Here is a 17,546-nt window from a genome sequence, read left to right as displayed (position 1 = left end):
TGAAAATACACAGAATATTTACTTTTTTAATTAAAAATCTGACACTTTTTATGATTTGCCGGAGCATTGCCACCTCGTCGTGATAAAAAGTCCTCAGTGCTGCTGCCAAAGGGCGATCGCCCTTTTATGAAAACCAGCTCGCTCGACTTTAATGCAGAGTTTTCGCCGAGCTTGAATTGCGAATTTAAAGTTTAGTAAACGCAATGCGTGGCCGGATTGTTAAGGGTTGCTAACTGGAATTGATTTGGGGATGTTAGTTGATAGTATGGCCGATTACAAAACTTGCCTGGGGGCGATCGGAATTTCAATAATAAACTCGCTCCCCTCTCCGGGTGTAGAAACGCAAGTCAATTTTCCGCCATGAGAACTCACAACAATCGAGTGAGAAATAGACAATCCCAAACCAGTTCCCGAACCCACGGGCTTAGTTGTAAAAAATGGATCGAATATCTTGTGCAGCACCTCAGTGCTCATCCCTGGCCCGCTGTCGGCAATTTTAATGATGGCAGAATTCCTGTCAGTCACCTCTGTAGAAATTGTAATCGTAGGCTGTTGATGAGAGTTTTCCGGGGAGTCTCTTGCTACGAGGAGAGCATCGATCGCATTTGTCAAGATATTCATAAATACCTGATTCAACTGAGACGCATAACAAGTAATTAGGGGTAGCGTGCTGTAATTTTTAATTACCTCAATTCCCAAACGCCCGCCCTCTTTTCTCAGGCGCGGTTGCAGCAACATCACCGTACTGTCGATGCCTTGATGAATATCTACCGACTTCATTTGCGCTTCGTCGAGGCGCGAGAAATTCCGCAAGCTTAGCACAATATCCCGGATTCTTTCCGCTCCTACTTTCATGGAATCCAGCAGCTTTTGCAAATCCTCGCTCAAGAATTCCAGCTCAATTGTTTCTATTTCTTCGATAATTTCATCAGCCGGTTCTGGATAGTGCTGCTGGTAAAGCTCAATCAAGTTTAGCAAGTCTTTAACGTATTCGCTAGCCGGATTAAGATTGCCGTAGATGAAACTTACAGGATTATTAATTTCGTGAGCTACACCAGCGACCATTTGCCCCAAACTAGACATCTTTTCCGTTTGGATTAATTGAGCTTGAGTTAGTTTCAACTCGCGCAAAGTATGCTCTAAACGCTCATTCTTTTCATTTAACTCCTGCGTCCGCTCTTGCACTTTTTGTTCCACAGAATTGTAAAGCAGAGCATTTTCCAAAGAAATAGCAACTTGGGAAGAAAGCAACCTTAAAACTTCCAATCTGTGGGGAGTAAATGCTCCGACAGTCAAATTATTTTCTAAATAAAGAATGCCGATCAGTTTGCCTTGATTAATTATTGGAGTACACAAAATAGATTGCAGTTTGTGTTTAGCGATGTAAGGATCTGCTGTGAATAGTCCCTCAGCCGCCGCATTGCTCAACACCAAATCCGAGCGAGTCCTTTCCACATAATTAATCACCGTCACAGGTAAATCATGATATTCTCCAACAGGCGTAAATTCCAGCACAGCTACATCTTCAGCAAATACTGACGCTTTAGCTGAAATCAACAGTTGACCATCTCTGACTAAAATCAGAAAACCTAATTGAGCCCCCGCATTTTCTAAGGAGATTCTCATCAAAGAAGCCAGCAACTTATCGAGGACAATTTCGCTAGAAATGGCCAGAGATGCTTTCATTACCGTTGCCAAATCCAGCACTCTCGCATCGCTGCCCGTAGAAGTATGAATAGTTGTGGTAGTTTGATTGTTGTTAAAACTTCCGTTGAGGGGCGTCATTTCCCGCAACTGCGGATACTTCTGTTCTAAATCTTCTACTTTGCGAACGGCACCCCAGCGCAAGTAGCACGAGTGAGCTTCGCGCAAGTGAATTTTGGCATATTGATACTTACCTTTACTCAACCAAAACTTAGCTGCTAGTTCATTAGCTAGCGCTTCATTTTGGACAAACTCATTATCTTGGGCTAAATTTATAGAGAAATCGTACAGTTCTACAGCTTCTGAATCTTTCTTGGAAATTCGGGCTATTTCTGCTTGTACTAAAAGGTACTTGTGCAGAAAATTTTCCGCACAGTTGTCTGCCCAAATTTTCATCTGTTTTTGGTTTTCCTCTAACTTTTCCAAGTATTCCTTTTGCTTCTCTTCTGAAACATTTGGGAAAACGGCGGCTAAAGTTAGAGAAAAGAAAAAATTCCATTCGGTAGCCGGTATCGCTCCGGTAATAAAAGATAGCTGTTTTTCTACTTCAAAAGCTAGTTGTAGCGCTTCGTTGAAGTTGCCATACCAATACATTACCTGGCATTTGCGAATCTGATAAAGGCAGAGCGAGTACAAATTTTGATGAGCTTGGCAGTTGTGTACGTATTCAGCTTCGCTGATATCTTCGCTTTCAAATACAAACTTTTCAGAAGTTAGTTTGCTCAGGTTACGGAGAATTAACTCTACTCCTAATAATATATCCGTTACGAGCTGATTTTTGGTTTTTTGGCTGAACTGCAAATACCTGCTCGTATCGACCAGAATTTGCGAGATTTCTTTACCTTGAAAAAATGAGTTAGCTATGCGGTTGGACAGAATATAACCCGCATACTCTAAATCTCCTGATTCTAAAGCTGCTTGATATCCTTCATTGCTGATTGCGTGGGAATCTTTGATGTGATTGAACCAGTAATAAAAAATACTGACCAGGGATGAACAAGCTCTGCACTTCAAGCCGATATTGCCAGATTTTTCGCTGAGATTCAGCGAGAGCAAGCCGAATTGATACGCAGCTTTGTAATCTCCCGAAACTGCGTTTAAGAACATACCGTAGCCAGCATAGCAAAGAGAGGCTTCGGGTACTAAACCGTATTGTAGAGAAAGATTGACTCCTTTTAAAACGCTGACTTTCCACAAGTCTGGATTTTTGAGGTAAGCCGATGTCAGCAAGTTTGTAATTAATTTGACTGCAACTTTTTTGTCGGGTACAGTCATTTCGGGGGCGTCAATTAGGGAAGCTATTTCTCTACCTGCTAAAATATTTGTAGCGGCTGCAAATTCTTCGGATATGACTTTTTGTAGCCCGTCTAGCGGCAAGTCAATGCCTAGCAAGTCCAAAGCTTGGATTCCGGCTTTAACGGCTTCTTCGTACTTCGCCCGCAGGGTGTACTGCACGATCAGCAGGTTGTAAATTTCTACCTTTTCTAAGGGCGATCGCGCTTTTTCCAGAGTTATATTAATAAATTCTTCAGACTTCTCGAAATAACCGTTTAAATACTCAACATTTGCCCGCTCCATGTGCAAGGCAAAGGCTAAATCGTAGTGGGCATCCCAAATATCGGCGCTCAAACCGTCCATGCCTGCGGTCAAATACTGCAAGGCAGCAACATAAGCAGTGGCATCTTTGGCTCTGCGAGCCGCGTCTAAATTCAGCGTTGCCAGTTCAATTAATTCTCGATCGTCTTTAATTAGCGATCGAGCCACATTCAAGTGATCGACTAATTCAAAGATTCTGTCAGCGCGATATTCAGCCGGGGTGTTTTCTAGGATTTGCCTGCCTATTTTCAGGTGAACTGCCTTTTTTTGCGAGTCGTCGATCAGAGCGTAAGCTGCTTGCTGTACCCGATCGTGCAAAAATTTATAATTCAGAATTAATAGCGGAAACAGCACGTAATCTAATGACTTGCTTTCCAATTCCGAAGTTGGCAGAATCAGTCCCGACTTAATCGCCGGCAACAGGTGAGAAAAAGTTTCCGAGGCTTCTTTTTCATGAATTAAAGAAAGAGTATTCAAGTCAAATTCGTTGCCCAAACAAGCCACCAAACGCAAAACTTGCTGCGTTGAGCTTGGCAGTTTTCTCAATTTTTGTACCATCAAATCTACTACATTGTCAGTGATAGCGCACTGCTCAATTTGAATCATATCCCAATGCCAGCCGCCCTTGCTCCCCGACTGTGGCGGGTGAAAAACTAGCAGGTTTTCCTGATACAATGTTTGCAGAAATTGATTGACAAAAAAAGGATTGCCGTCGGTTTTGCTGATTACCAATTCAGCTAACGGTTTGACAGATTCTCGATCGCTGTGCAAAGTCTCCGCAATCAAATGAGTTATGTTTTCCACCCCCAGCGGCGACAAAGCAATCTGATTAATGATAGCTTCCTGATTTCGCAGCGTCTCCAAAGTCATCATTAAAGGATGAGTGGGACTAACTTCATTATCCCGATAAGCACCAATTAAAAACAGATATTGCGTAGCTTCATCTGTCATCATCAATTCGATCAATTTGAGAGTAGCCGAATCAGCCCACTGCAAATCGTCGAGAAAAATTACCAGCGGATGTTCTGGCTGGCAAAATACGCGAATGAAATTTTGAAATACTAAATTAAAGCGGTTCAGAGATTCCGTCGGTCCCAATTCAGCTACAGGAGACTGAGCTCCGACAATTAGTTCAACTTCGGGAATGACATCAATAATAATTTGTCCGTTTTGACCGAATGAACTGCGGAGTTTTTCGCGCCAAACTGCTAATTGAGCCTCACTTTCAGTTAACAGTTGCCGCACCAATTCCGAAAAAGCGCTGACAACGGCCGAGTAAGGAATAGTCCGCTTGTACTGGTCAAACTTTCCCCAAATAAAATATCCACGCCTGCGGGTAATAGGTTTATCTAAAATCTTTACCATTGCAGATTTGCCAATGCCGGAGTAACCGGCAATCAGCATCATCTCGCTGCGGGATTTATGTTGTCCTCTCGCCATGACTGACAAGGGAATTTCTTTTTTCGATTTGCTCTCTTTTTTGATGACAGAAATTTGAGAATCGTCGGTGCGGTAGCCTCGATTATTTGTTGCTGCTACCCGTTCAAATGCCGCTAAGAGAGTTTCAACTTCTCGCTGTCTGCCGTAAAGTTTTTGAGGTATTTGAAATTTGTCAGAAATATCTTGGCTGCCGAGAGGAAACTCAGAAACAACCCCAGATGTTTGCCACTGAAACAGGCAGGATTCCAAATCTGCTTTGAGTCCCCAAGCACTTTGATAGCGCTCCTCAGCGGTTTTTGCTAACAATTTCATCACAATATCTGAAACAGCTTTAGGAATTTCTGGGGCTATTTCAGCTAGAGGTACTGGCTGTTTGGCTATGTGACAGTGAACTAACTCCATGGGATCTGTAGTAGGAAAAGGGAGTTGTCCTGCCAGAATTTCATAGAATGTCACGCCGAGGGAATAAAAGTCGGTGCGGTAATCGACTACGCGGTTCATTCTGCCGGTTTGTTCGGGCGACATATAGGCTAAAGTGCCTTCTAAAAAATTGGGATTTTTACTGGGAATATTTTCTAGGTTGGATGCTGTTGAGATGCTGAAATCTATGAGTTTCACTTGTCCTGTAGCAGGATTAAAAACTATATTAGAGGGATTTATATCTTTATGAATTACATTTTTTCCGTGAATTTCTCCCAAAGTTTCAGCAACTTTGATGGCCGTAGTCAGAAATCCTAACAGGGTAAATTTTTGGGAACCCATAAAAATTTTTAAAGATTCCCCGCCAAAATCTTCTAAGATCATTGCCAGACTATTTCTAACCTGTTGCAACTTATACACTTTCACAACTCCGTCCAACAGGCTTAAGTTGGCAGTGATCTCATATTCGCGCTTGTATCTATTCAGTTCTTCAGGAGTGGGATAGTCTTCTTTGATAAGTTTGATAATAACAGGTTGGTTGTTCTGCTCGTTGTGGCCGCGGTAAACCAGGGAAGTGCTGCTTTCATAAATGAGAGCGAGAACTGCAACGCCGGGAATTGCCATCATAGTTGGGTTCTCTCAAATTAGGTGTGCTTGGTCAATGTTACAGGACTGACGCGCGGCGGGCTAGAAACCGGGTTTCTTCGTTGCTAGTCGTTGACAAACCCAAGATTTTATCGTGTAAATCGGGTTTCTTTTCGTAAATCCTATGTTATTCTTCATTATCGCTCAAGAGCTATCTTTTGGGATGTGTGGGAAAGCAGGCCTTGACAGCAAAGAGCTACTGCTGACAAAAGCACGCTGGGGCTTTCGTCACCTCAGCAGTTAGGTAAACAAGATCACAAATACAGGATTTGTGCAAAGATTTACTCTAATGCTCGATCGCCATGCTGACAACTAAATCCTCTCAGATTCCAAGTAATCGCTTGACTTTAGTGGATCGTCACCACATCTCGTGAAAAGATGCAAGTGCTGAAAGATTTATTTTTTCCGGTGATCGGGTACGAATTTGCGGTGCTTCAAAAAAACCGGCCGGTGCAAATCTTAACTATAATTCGCGACCGAGGCGCTGAGGGAAGTAAGTGTTGCTTCGGAAGCTGCAATTTCCTTCAGTTCTATCTATTTTGAGGGATCGATTAACAATACTAACTGACCGAAAACATCCAGAATACAAGCCCCCGGATTCATCTGTGGAGAAATAAAAACCTGTATCCCATGAAACTTGCCCCCCGAATTTATCCGTGGGGTCAATCCTTCAATTCTTTAATCTAAAATCTAAAATCGATCTACCGTTTGAGCAGAGTAAATTTGACAAAAAATGCAGAATTATTGCACCTTGTCTAGTGCGCGGCAGCGAACCCTACATTAATCAAATTTGCCTAACTCTTAAGAGAATTTTAGGAAAGATTAAGAATTATTGCCATAAAACCCAGGTAAAGTTGTTTGAATTGCGAGTCAAATGCCAAGCAGACAAAGCGTTTGAGCATTTCCCAAATGTGTAAATCCTAAGAAACTTAGTATTTCTCAAGGATTCATCCGGTGAGAAAATCAGAAACAACCTTAAAATTTAGCAGTAATCGCCCGATCGGGCAATTCTCAACCAGCACCAGGAAAATACCTATGAAATTGGCTTATTGGATGTACGCAGGCCCAGCCCACATCGGCACTTTGCGCGTCGCCACTTCCTTCAAAAACGTCCATGCGATCATGCACGCACCGATTGGAGACGACTATTTTAACGTCATGCGTTCCATGCTGGAGAGGGAACGGGATTTCACCCCGGTAACTACCAGCGTCGTTGACAGACACGTACTGGCGCGGGGTTCGCAGGAACGGGTGGTGGACAACATCACCCGCAAAGACAGAGAAGAACACCCAGATTTAATCGTGCTCACCCCGACTTGCACTTCCAGCATTCTGCAAGAAGACTTGGAAAACTTCGTGGAGCGAGCCCAATTAGATGCTAAAGGCGATGTATTGCTGGCGGATGTTAACCATTATCGGGTAAACGAACTGCAAGCTGCCGATCGCACTTTGGATCAAATCGTCCAATTTTACATTAACAAAGCCCGCAAAAAAGGCGATTTAGTAGAAGCCAAAAGCGAAAAACCATCTGTCAACATTATTGGTATGTCTACGCTGGGTTTCCACAACCAGCACGACTGCACCGAGTTGAAGCGTTTGATGGCAGATTTGGGCATTGAAGTCAACGAAGTTATTCCAGAAGGTGCTTCGGTTCACAACTTAAAAAGACTGCCCCGCGCTTGGTTTAACTTGGTTCCTTATCGGGAATTGGGGATGATGGCCGGGGAGTATTTGCAAAAAGAATTTGGCACGCCGATGGTGGATATTACGCCGATGGGTGTGGTAGAAACTGCGCGCTGTATCCGCAAGATTCAGCAAGTTTTGAATGCTCAAGGGGCGGATGTTGATTACGAAAATTTTATTGACCAACAAACTCGATTTGTGTCGCAGGCTGCTTGGTTTTCGCGATCGATCGACTGCCAAAACTTAACGGGCAAAAAAGCCGTCGTATTTGGCGATAATACCCACGCTGCGGCGATGACGAAGATTTTGGCTCGCGAGATGGGAATCCACGTTGTGTGGGCTGGAACCTACTGCAAACACGATGCTGATTGGTTCCGGGAACAGGTAAGCGAGTATTGCGATGAAGTGCTCGTCACCGACGATCACGGGGCGATTGGAGATGCGATCGCCAAAGCGGAACCTTCGGCGATTTTCGGCACGCAAATGGAACGCCACGTAGGTAAGCGGTTGGATATTCCCTGCGGCGTAATTGCTGCACCGATTCACGTCCAAAATTTCCCGATCGGCTACAAGCCATTTTTGGGTTATGAAGGCACGAATCAGTGTGTAGATTTGGTCTACAATTCCTTTACTTTGGGAATGGAAGACCACTTGCTGGAAATCTTCGGCGGCCACGATACCAAGGAAGTGATTACCAAGGGTATTTCGGCTGATTCGGATATGGGTTGGACGAAGGATGGACAGGCTGAGTTGAATAAAATCCCTGGTTTTGTGCGGGGTAAGGTGAAGCGCAATACTGAGAAGTTCGCGCGCGATCGGGGGATTGATAAGATTACCGTTGAGGTGCTGTACGCAGCGAAGGAATCTGTCGGCGCGTAGTTTATTGGTAGGGTGGGCATTTGCCCACCTTACTCAAAATGCAAAACTGCTTTAAGCAGGAATGAACTTTTCTATACGAGATAGTAGATTAAGGGCCAAATCATCTTCTTCTATCACATCTCGGTGTAATCTCTCTTGAAGTAGCCAAATAAGATGATTTACCGAAACTTCTTTAACTTTTATATTACCGTAATCACTGATTTCTCGCGTTTGACCTAGAGTAATAATCCAAACTTGTTTGCTTTTGCCATCAATTCTAAGAGTTTTTTTCTTTTGTACACCGTCTGAAGATCTCAGGTTAAATGTCAACTGAGCCTGCTCAAGCTTATTTATATAGTTTTCAATCTGGTCTTTTTTATATTCTTCAAAACCCTCCCTGAGCGTGCAATCATACATTACTGCAAGGTTGCCAATAATGAAAAATCCATCGGCTCTACCAGCTTGGTTTCTTTTGTCATATTGATAGAGATAATGGATGCCCAAATTTTTCAGTAATAAAAAAGTCAAGTCCTCAAATTCACTTGAGTTGGTTGTATGTACTATTCGCTTAAATTGCTCAATTATTTGGTTTTTAAGTTCATTACAGGTGATAGGAGTGGGGAGCAACTCAGCAGGAGTATCATTTTGTTCTATTTGGTCAACATCAAGAAGTTGGATTCTATTGGCAAATCGTCTCCCATCTTCGCTCTCACCAATGGTAAAGGTAACTGCATCGCCTACTTTCAAACTTTCAAATTTATTATCTTCTACTTCCTTGGCTATAAAATAGAGTTCTTGAGTGCTTCCCTCAAGCGTAATGTAACCCCATTTTTTGTTAGTAAAAATATTTTTTACATACCCAGAAAAACGAAGTTTTGTTGTAGAAAACCTATGATATCCTTCGCTGACTAATTCTATTTTATTAGCAAAAAACCGCTAGCCATCCTTGCTTTGACCAACAGTAAAAGTAACGACATATCCAGGCTTCAAAGTTCCAAATTTATCGTGTTCAACTTGTGAAGCGATAAAATAAAGGTCATCACTTTTATCATCGGGGGAAATGAATCCGCCTCTTTTATCACTAAAAATTTTTACCACTCGTCCTTGAAAACGGCTTGTCTCTGAAATTTCCCCCATTTTTGGCCTCGAATACTGAACGATGATTGAGAAAGTAATATTTTATCTGAAAATGATTAACTCTCTCGTAACTTTAGAATCAGCTTGAAAGAGTATTTGCTACAATTGATTTATCAAATAAGTATACCTTAGATATTATAAGCCAATCCACACATAATAAAATGGTAGTCCTGCATTGTCAGGACAACCCGATCGCACTTATCGAAATTGATGAAAACTAGCATCAGCGCCCGCAGTTGGCGCCCAATATTTAAAATAATTCTCTGCTTTTTCCTCGCGATCGCCTGTTAGTGAATAAGTCCTATCAGCAATCGAAAGTGCCAGTTTTTTAATTGTCCGTCGGCTAGTCAGTTGCAGGGAAACTCACAAAAAAATATCATTCTCAGTAACGAGCTTTCGACTATACATTCAATCCTCTTGTGGGGCGGGCTTCTAGCCTGCCCCTAAAAGCTTATTGAGAATAGTGCCCGATCTCAGGGGAAACGGAAATTGCATCCGAGGATTTCCTCCTTGAGGCCAATTGTGAAAACTGTACTGTTCGATCGCCCTAATCAATCCCACTTACCTAGATTAGACGCATCAACATCTTTTAAAGGAATGACTTATGAACTTCACAGCAAGACTCACACAAACCAGCTTACTCGGTTTAATGCTATTTGCCAGCAATCCAGCGGCAACCTTTGCTCTAGGACGATCGAACACAAGCACTGCACCAACAGCGTCTCGCACTCAGTCTCCGATTGAAACCATACAAATAGCTAATGTATCCACCCCCCAAAAACAGGTGAGAGATTTTTGTGTTCGCAAAAGACAGACTCTGGCAAACTATTTCGAGACCAGCAACTTTCGGATTTATCTGTGCTACAACCACGCTCATCAACTATATTACTACGGCGTTAAAAAGAGTAACGGCAGCACGATCGCCCTGCGTGCTCGAACTGAAGAGGGGACTGGTTACGTGGCAAAAAATGGCACCTACGATTACATCGTTACAGGAGCCAGCCTTAGTATTTATAACAAAGGCAAACGCATTCTCGAACAACGAGTGATTCGCTCCCTTTAGTATTTAAATGCGATCGCTCTTTGAAGCCCCGACTTCTTCAAAAAGCCGGGGATCTAACAGAATATCTGGCTTTTCTGCTGAGGCAGACGAAAGTTTGTGTAATTTAACCTCCAACTCAAATGACCGGCGCTTCGCCACATTTGAGTTGGAGGTTAACAGGTTTCAACTGCGGCATAATCTCAAAGTAAAAAAAACCTCCCCAACAAGGAGGAAGGAGGGCGGAAAAACAGTGAGAAATTTAAGTTTTTGCAGAATTAACAATAAGGAGTTACATCTTCGCCATACTCGTTAGCCAAATAACACAAAGCTCGAAAGCGCAGCCCAACCACTTGCTCGTAAAGCGGATTTAACTTGCACAGTGGCGGAATGGAAAATAAAGTGCGATCGCCCACGAGGAAAATTTCTACAATATCAGATGAGCCAATCTGGCTCTCATGCAAAAAATCATGTCAACCTCTACGAAAACAGAGGACCCCGGTCTTGTGGCGATCGCCCGGAAAGCCTTAAAATGGTTTACCGAAACGTCCCCAATCCAGATTTAATCATTCCGCTCTCCTGCACAATTGCGGACGCTGCTTCCCCCAAAATCTTGTGTGCGGCAGTCGTCGGATGAATGCCGTCCCAAAACAAAAATCGATCGGGACTACCACAAACACCTCCACCCGATGAACACGCACTCGTCACATTAGTCAAGCCATATTTAGCCGGGTTTGCGATCGCTTCCCGATAAAGCGCATTAGCATCCAGAGTCGCAATTTTTAAGTCAGGATGCTGTTGATTTAATACCTTAACCGCTCGCCTCAAACCCTGATTGTGTGCTTGTGTTAATGCAGTGAGCCTTGCAGAATTAACGCCTGTTCGCGTCGCAGGTAACTGCCCCAAATCTGGTAAATTTGCCAGCAGGATATTTTGGGCACCCACATCAGCAAGACACGCGATCGCCCCCGCCACATTTTCAACGGGAAGATTCGCATTACTTACCCCCTGCAAATAGTCATTTGCACCCGCCCACAGTACATACAGCGCATGAGGATTTGCCTGTTTTTGCGATTTAGTCCATGACTGAACTTGAGCTAACAAACCAGGCACAAGGCTATTACGATCGCTCCCCGTTGTTGCACCTCCATAGGCCAAATTAGTGACTCGTTCAGGCGGCAACTTTAGGCGATCGGCAAGATACTCTACCCAAACCTTACCATTCGAGTAACGCCCTTGAAAGTAAGTCGAACGAGGCGGATATTGACCCCCGCTCGCTCGAAACACCGTTCCCATATCCGAAAGACTGTCCCCAAATACATAAAGTTCATTGACAGCCTCAGAACTTTGAGCTGATAGGATGAGTGCAACCATAAAAGATAAAAGCCCAATAATTACTACAAAAAATGTTTTTTTCAACACTTGGTCTTAGTTATCTCCTTGATTTTTTTTATTTATAATTTGTACCGTTATTTACCGAGTTCGTGATTTTGAATTTTAGTGTCAGTGATATTCTTGAAATCGCTTAAATATTTGCATCAATTACTAATATATCAATTTGGTAAAAAATGTGGGTAGTAAAGCTGAGCTTTAATGGCGGTTTGCCTCACTCCACTGCTCAACCTACATAGATTGATGATGTCCTTGACACTTGTCTAATGGTATCTAGGTCATAGCGCTGTGGCGGGGACAAAACCGTACATATTTGGGGAGATTACCCAATAAAGTTAGGCAAGAGGCGAACCACGAAAACCTTCCAAACAACTAACCTTGAGCTAAACATCAATAAAAAAAGAATGGATTTAAAGCTGATTTACTCGAAGATCGAGAAATTGAGCGCACTTTTTATCCCGGAAAGCCTGCACAAAACAAAAACCCTCCCCAACAAGGAGAAGGGAGGGTGAAAAGACAGTGAAAAATTTAAGTTTTTGCAGAATTAACAATAAGGAGTTACATCTTCGCCGCACTCGTCAGCCAAATAACACAAAGCTCGAAAGCGCAGCCCAACCACTTGCTCGTAAAGCGGATTTAACTTGCACAGCGGCGGAATGGATAATAAAGTGCGATCGCCAATTTTGACTTCTCGCTCAAACGGACACTGGCTGGGAATAAACTTACACAGCAACCGAGCCAACTTTTGACTTTTAATTGCAGTGTTATCAAGCCATTGTTTTAGCGGATCCAATGGGTCAAAGTGTGGCTTTTGACCGTAAGGTTGAGAATTTGTAGCGACATTAACGGCGGTTTCTTGTTTGCCAAATCCTACCCAATTTGGCAGAGTTCGGTAGGAGACTGTATGCTCGAATACGTTCATTTTGCTCTGTTCCTCTTTTATAACGAGGTGCCAAGAACTCTCTGTAGAGCTTGTGCGATATTATCTACAATCAGTATCTACAGCATCTCGTTTTGCTTTACCGGATTGAACTTCTTAAATTAATGACTTAGGGCGAGAAAAGTAGTTCCTGATTTTTTTTTAGACCTGGTGTGCGCTCTAAAAACTGTCCTAATTTCAAGCCCAACAATTGATTGATAGGGTAAAAATTCTGTCTTCTACGTTTTAGCTTCAACCTTCGGTTGACTCTCCTTTTGTAGTTCAATTACTATTGTGAGGCATCCAGGGGAATTATCCTATACGTGAAAATGCGGAACTTTTAATAAAACTTATAATATTTCTAAATAAGCTCTGCTGCAAACAACCCTGAAACCCCGCCCCAACAATCTTTGCTCGCGATCGCTCAGAAACTTCTACAATGGGAAATAATCGGTATCACCGCCCTCACAACCCATGAGTAACCAAGAAACCAAAGCTATCACCCGCGAATTGCAAAGCCACGCCGCTATTCTCGGTGGCTTCGTCTCCCTCCTCTGGATTATCGAAATTGTCGATGTATTCCTGTTCCGAGGCAGGCTGAATGCTTACGGAGTCCGCCCCCGCAGCCTCGACGGACTTCAAGGCATCCTGTTGATGCCTTTTCTGCACGGCAGTTTTGCTCACTTAGCCGCCAATACCCTCCCTTTAGTGACATTGGGTTGGTTGATAATGCTCCGAGAAATTAGCGACTTTTTTATCGTGAGTGCCGTCACTGTGCTAGTCAGCGGATTCGGAGTTTGGCTGACTGGCGCGCCCTATTCGGTTCACATTGGTGCCAGCGGATTAATCTTTGGTTACTTCGGCTTCTTGCTGCTGCGGGGCTATTTTGAACGCAGCTTTACATCTATTTTGGTATCTTTAATTGTCGGTTTCTTCTACGGCAGTTTAATTTGGGGAGTTTTGCCCTCGCAGCCGGGAGTTTCCTGGCAAGCGCATTTCTTTGGCTTTGTCGGCGGGGTATTAACAGCTCAACTTTTGGGGCGGCAGAAACGGGAAATTAGCTAGGATTATGACTTATGGTGCATGGTATCATCACCTTAGTTTATTGCCCCGAATTTATCTGAAAGCGTAGGTTTTTTGTCAATAAACCTGGTTTCTTGTGTAACAAGTGCGTCCCGGATAGCCAGACTAACTGCTGACCAATAATTCAACGCGGGCCGGCAAGCGCACAGTAAAAACGGAACCGCAACCTAACTCGCTTTCGACGTGCATATCGCCACCCATCATCACGCAAAAGTGACGGCTAATAGTCAATCCCAAGCCCGTGCCGCCGTACTTGCGCGTAGTTGAGGCGTCGCCCTGCATAAATGCTTGAAATAAATGCTGCAATTGTTCGGGGGGAATCCCAATACCCGTATCAGCTACGCGAAAAATTATTGAGTCGGAAGGTTCTGCTATTTCTTGAGTTGTTAAGCTGTCATGTTTAACTCTTTCAATGCAGAGGGTAATAGTGCCACCTTCCGTAAATTTGGCTGCATTGCTCAGCAGGTTGAGCAATATTTGACGAGTTTTGGTAATGTCAGCATACATTATTCCCAAGTCGCTACCACAATCAACTTCAAACTTATTAGAATTTTTATCTACCAAGGGTTTGACAGTAGAAACTACCTCGTCAATTAAATTAACCGGGTTGAAAGTTTCTAAGTAAAGTTCCATCCGACCCGCTTCAATCTTAGAAATATCTAGAATGTCACTAATTAAAGATAGCAAGTGTTTGCCCGCTGTTTGAATTTTTTGCAAGTCGGGGATAAAATCTTCGCAGCCTAAATCCTCGGCGTCTTCTTTGAGCATATCGCTGTAACCAATAATCGCGTTGAGGGGAGTTCGCAATTCGTGGCTCATATTAGCTAAAAAGGCGCTTTTGGCTTGGTTTGCAGCTTGAGCGGTTTGAGCGACTTTTTGGAATTCTTCTGCTAATTTGCGCTGGGTAATATCTTCGGCAATACCGACGATGCGGTAAATTTCTCCGGTTTGGCTGCGGACTGGAAAAGCCCGATCGCGCACCCAGCAAAATGAACCTTCCGTTGGCGTAGCCCCCGTAGGGGATCGCACTACCCGATACTCTTCATCATAATCGCCCCGCACCTGTTTCTCAAAAGCAGCCTTGACGCGATCGAGATCCTCCGGGTGAATAGCATCCCAAAAAGCCTCCGGTTCTGACTGCAAACTCTGACAGCTCAAATTCCATATTTTTTCGCAAGCAGGGCTCACATAAAGTAGCTGCTTTTGATTGGGTTCTCTAATCCAAAATACCTCATGAATATTTTCTGCCAACTGACGAAACCGCTCCTCGCTAGCCCGCAACTTCTCCACAGCACTGTGAAATTCAGTCACATCCTGAATCAGCGATGCCACTCCGATGATGGTGCCGTCAGCATCAACCAAAGTCGTATTGTACCACTCGCAAAGAATAATTTTGCCATCCTTTCGGATATTCTCGTTAATGCTACTAATTCCTCCTTGATTAGTGAGCAAAGTTATAGATAGTTGCCTAACATACTCCTTAGCACTTTCAGGAACTATTAGATCGACTCCGTGGCGTCCCATTGCTTCCAAGCGGTTGTATCCAAAAATTCTTTCGGCTGACAAATTCCATTCCGCTACTTCAAAGTTGAGATCCCATTCAATCGCTCCCAAAGGAGTTTGGTGAAGATGGAGAGCCAGTTTTTGCTGCGATTTTTTCAGAGAAAGAATTAATTCATTTTTGTCGGCGATCGCAGATTCTACCCGATCTTCGAGAGTAGTAAACGACTCTTCCAATTGACCGGCCATCCTATTAAAAGAGCGAGCCAAGACACCCACTTCATCTTCCCGATCTACAGACGCCATCAAGCGGGGATCTACCGCCATCCCGTCCCATTCTCCCCGCGACAAAGCCTCCGCAGCCTTGCTCAGACGCTGAATCGGTACAACAATCCACCTAGAAGTCAGAGCGCCAATCACCGTTGCCAGCACCAAAGCACCCAGACACATCACCACAGTATACCGAGTGTTGGCATTAATCCTTTCCATAAAATCGGCTTCAGGAACCGCCACCACAATCAACCAATCGAGGCCCCTGCTGTCTGAGAGCGGCGTCACCTGTAGAAATTGTCGTTGACCATCGATGGTAAAATCTAACTGGCGAGAGCTGTCAATTTTGTGCAAATCTCCGAAGCGCTCTGTCAAATAGCGGGCGGCCGATCGAATTAGAACATTCTTGCTGCTCGCTGCCATAATCCGTTTCGGAACGCCGTTGCTAACAATAAAGGGCGGTTCCAGAGTAGAATTAGCCACCAATTGCCCCGACCTTTCTACAATAAAAGTCTGTCCTGATCGGCCAATTTTTAGAGTTTCCAAGAATTTATTTAGTTTGGAAAGTGCCAAGTCAGAACCCAGGATGCCAATCAGTTGTCCATCCTCGCCATAAACTGGTTGAGCCGCCGTAATCGCTAGTTTGGGAGCGTCAAAATAAGTATAAATTTTACTCCAAGTCGGTTTCCCTGCCTGCACCGGAGCTATGTACCAAGGTCGGACGCGGGGGTCGTAGTTGAGAGTAGTTTTTAAGAGCTTGGTTGGTTCCCCGAACTCTGACGGCGCGTAGCTTTGAAAGTTATAGCCAGTAGATTGATTAGAAATTTGAACTTGCAACTTGCCATCGTCGAGGCGTTCAACTCCAATAAAATCTTTTTGTTGAGAGGCGAATTGAATGTAGCTAATTTTATCAAATGTTTTGATTTGTTGGGAGAAGTAGCGTTGCAAATTATCAGCATCCTGCACGTTCAAAATGCCGAGACGGATGGCATCGAGATTGAGCTGATTGATTTGGTGGGGTGTTTTGAGATAAGTATAAATATGTTGCTGGATACGCGATGTGACTTCTGCCCGCAGTTGTGCGGCAACATCGTTGACGGCTATGCGCCCGTTCCGCAGCGACAGCCACCCCGTCAACCCTACTGCTGCGAAAGTCTGGAGGGCAAAAGGCACAACAAGGACGATGCGAATTGGCAGTTTGCCCGACATTTTTAAAATCGGGTCGGTCAGATATTTGATTGGCATGGTAAAGCAGAACGATTATGAACCCACAACATTCGGGTTAAGTACAACCTGATGAGCGCAGATTTTGAAGTTGAGAGGGTTTTAGTAGGCAAAGTGCTGTTAATAACTCGGAATCTGCTGGTGGCAACTGAATATTCAACGACTGCCACCGCCATCTTAGCGCGATCGCGAGCTTTGGGAACATTGGCGATCGAGATGAATGCAGTATCAATCCTCCATGCAGTCTACACGCTCATACTATTATAGATTTTGAGATTAAAGAATTGAATTATTGGGAAAAACTGATTCTGTAAGGGTTTAGAAGTTGCCTGCTGTTACATTCTTTTTTTTAACCGATTTCTGAAACCAGGTTTTTTTTAGTATTTTGGCGAGCTGTAACTAACTATTGTCGTGAAAAAAACAATTGGTGAATAGCCAGCCGTGCATCCACCACTAACTATTTTTCCACTTCTGAGGTGCCCTAATCAAACAAATCGAGTTTTTGGTTGACTCATTCCTGAAATGACGTATTCTGGGGTTTCAACCGGGTTGGTGGGTCAGTTCTATTTTTCCGATAGCGCGATCGAAAATTATAAGTTTTCACAGCAACTGCAATTGATATCTCCACAAGCAGCT

General features: G+C 43.7%; 10 protein-coding genes and 1 pseudogene. 4 read left to right on the top strand and 7 right to left on the bottom strand.

What is annotated here, in order from left to right; genetic code table 11:
• Positions 1-273: 273 nt before the first annotated feature.
• Positions 274-5,787 carry an AAA family ATPase gene (locus QUA38_RS06945; RefSeq protein ID WP_333160349.1) on the bottom strand — a complete coding sequence of 1,838 codons (5,514 nt, stop codon included), beginning with the start codon at positions 5,785-5,787 and terminating at the stop codon, positions 274-276.
• Positions 5,788-6,840: 1,053 nt separating this feature from the next.
• Between QUA38_RS06945 and bchB the strand changes: the two genes are divergently transcribed.
• Positions 6,841-8,367, top strand: coding sequence for a ferredoxin:protochlorophyllide reductase (ATP-dependent) subunit B (bchB, locus tag QUA38_RS06940; RefSeq protein WP_190659189.1), 1,527 nt, complete (start codon positions 6,841-6,843; stop codon positions 8,365-8,367).
• A 51-nt stretch (positions 8,368-8,418) separates the two neighbouring features.
• On the opposite strand, the gene QUA38_RS06935 is transcribed toward bchB, so the two are convergent.
• Together QUA38_RS06935 and QUA38_RS06930 are read right to left on the bottom strand one after the other, a co-directional pair.
• The gene (locus QUA38_RS06935) at positions 8,419-9,264 is read right to left on the bottom strand and encodes a cold shock domain-containing protein (RefSeq protein ID WP_333160380.1); all 846 of its coding nucleotides are present in this window, start codon (positions 9,262-9,264) and stop codon (positions 8,419-8,421) included.
• An 18-nt stretch (positions 9,265-9,282) separates the two neighbouring features.
• Positions 9,283-9,483 carry a cold shock domain-containing protein gene (locus QUA38_RS06930; protein ID WP_333160347.1) on the bottom strand — a complete coding sequence of 67 codons (201 nt, stop codon included), beginning with the start codon at positions 9,481-9,483 and terminating at the stop codon, positions 9,283-9,285.
• A 604-nt stretch (positions 9,484-10,087) separates the two neighbouring features.
• On the opposite strand from QUA38_RS06930, the gene QUA38_RS06925 reads away from it, so the two are divergent.
• Positions 10,088-10,546: a hypothetical protein gene (locus QUA38_RS06925; RefSeq protein WP_333160345.1), complete on the top strand. Its 459-nt coding sequence runs from the start codon at positions 10,088-10,090 to the stop codon at positions 10,544-10,546.
• 254 nt (positions 10,547-10,800) lie between these two features.
• On the opposite strand, the pseudogene QUA38_RS06920 reads toward QUA38_RS06925, so the two are convergent.
• The 3 genes and pseudogenes from QUA38_RS06920 to QUA38_RS06910 all read right to left on the bottom strand — a co-directional run.
• Positions 10,801-10,935: pseudogene (locus tag QUA38_RS06920) on the bottom strand (Mo-dependent nitrogenase C-terminal domain-containing protein); the annotation flags it as partial.
• A gap of 124 nt (positions 10,936-11,059) precedes the next feature.
• The gene (locus QUA38_RS06915; protein ID WP_333160343.1) at positions 11,060-11,896 is read right to left on the bottom strand and encodes an SGNH/GDSL hydrolase family protein; all 837 of its coding nucleotides are present in this window, start codon (positions 11,894-11,896) and stop codon (positions 11,060-11,062) included.
• Between the two features lie 562 nt (positions 11,897-12,458).
• A complete protein-coding gene (locus tag QUA38_RS06910; protein ID WP_333160341.1) occupies positions 12,459-12,836 on the bottom strand; it encodes a Mo-dependent nitrogenase C-terminal domain-containing protein in 378 nt (125 codons plus the stop codon).
• Positions 12,837-13,307: 471 nt separating this feature from the next.
• On the opposite strand from QUA38_RS06910, the gene QUA38_RS06905 reads away from it, so the two are divergent.
• Complete coding sequence (locus tag QUA38_RS06905; RefSeq protein ID WP_333160340.1) at positions 13,308-13,898, top strand: rhomboid family intramembrane serine protease; 591 nt, start codon at positions 13,308-13,310, stop codon at positions 13,896-13,898.
• 123 nt (positions 13,899-14,021) lie between these two features.
• Here the strand turns inward: QUA38_RS06905 and QUA38_RS06900 are convergent, their stop codons facing one another.
• Positions 14,022-16,931, bottom strand: coding sequence for a PAS domain S-box protein (locus QUA38_RS06900; protein ID WP_333160337.1), 2,910 nt, complete (start codon positions 16,929-16,931; stop codon positions 14,022-14,024).
• A gap of 51 nt (positions 16,932-16,982) precedes the next feature.
• Between QUA38_RS06900 and QUA38_RS06895 the strand changes: the two genes are divergently transcribed.
• Positions 16,983-17,177, top strand: coding sequence for a hypothetical protein (locus tag QUA38_RS06895; RefSeq protein WP_333065547.1), 195 nt, complete (start codon positions 16,983-16,985; stop codon positions 17,175-17,177).
• Positions 17,178-17,546 lie beyond the last annotated feature (369 nt).

The organism is Microcoleus sp. Pol12B4 (assembly GCF_036701385.1).
Classification (GTDB): Bacteria; Cyanobacteriota; Cyanobacteriia; order Cyanobacteriales; family Microcoleaceae; genus Microcoleus.
The sequence above is the reverse complement of the archived record's forward strand: the minus strand, read 5'-3'. Positions and strand labels throughout refer to the sequence as shown.

Bases quoted from the DNA above. Each gene is read 5' to 3' on its own strand.
- QUA38_RS06930 (WP_333160347.1), bottom strand. From the start codon at position 9,483: ATGGGGGAAATTTCAGAGACAAGCCGTTTTCAAGGACGAGTGGTAAAA.
- bchB (WP_190659189.1), top strand. From the start codon at position 6,841: ATGAAATTGGCTTATTGGATGTACGCAGGCCCAGCCCACATCGGCACT.
- QUA38_RS06910 (WP_333160341.1), bottom strand. From the start codon at position 12,836: ATGAACGTATTCGAGCATACAGTCTCCTACCGAACTCTGCCAAATTGG.
- QUA38_RS06905 (WP_333160340.1), top strand. From the start codon at position 13,308: ATGAGTAACCAAGAAACCAAAGCTATCACCCGCGAATTGCAAAGCCAC.
- QUA38_RS06895 (WP_333065547.1), top strand. From the start codon at position 16,983: ATGAGCGCAGATTTTGAAGTTGAGAGGGTTTTAGTAGGCAAAGTGCTG.
- QUA38_RS06915 (WP_333160343.1), bottom strand. From the start codon at position 11,896: ATGGTTGCACTCATCCTATCAGCTCAAAGTTCTGAGGCTGTCAATGAA.
- QUA38_RS06945 (WP_333160349.1), bottom strand. From the start codon at position 5,787: ATGATGGCAATTCCCGGCGTTGCAGTTCTCGCTCTCATTTATGAAAGC.
- QUA38_RS06900 (WP_333160337.1), bottom strand. From the start codon at position 16,931: ATGCCAATCAAATATCTGACCGACCCGATTTTAAAAATGTCGGGCAAA.
- QUA38_RS06925 (WP_333160345.1), top strand. From the start codon at position 10,088: ATGAACTTCACAGCAAGACTCACACAAACCAGCTTACTCGGTTTAATG.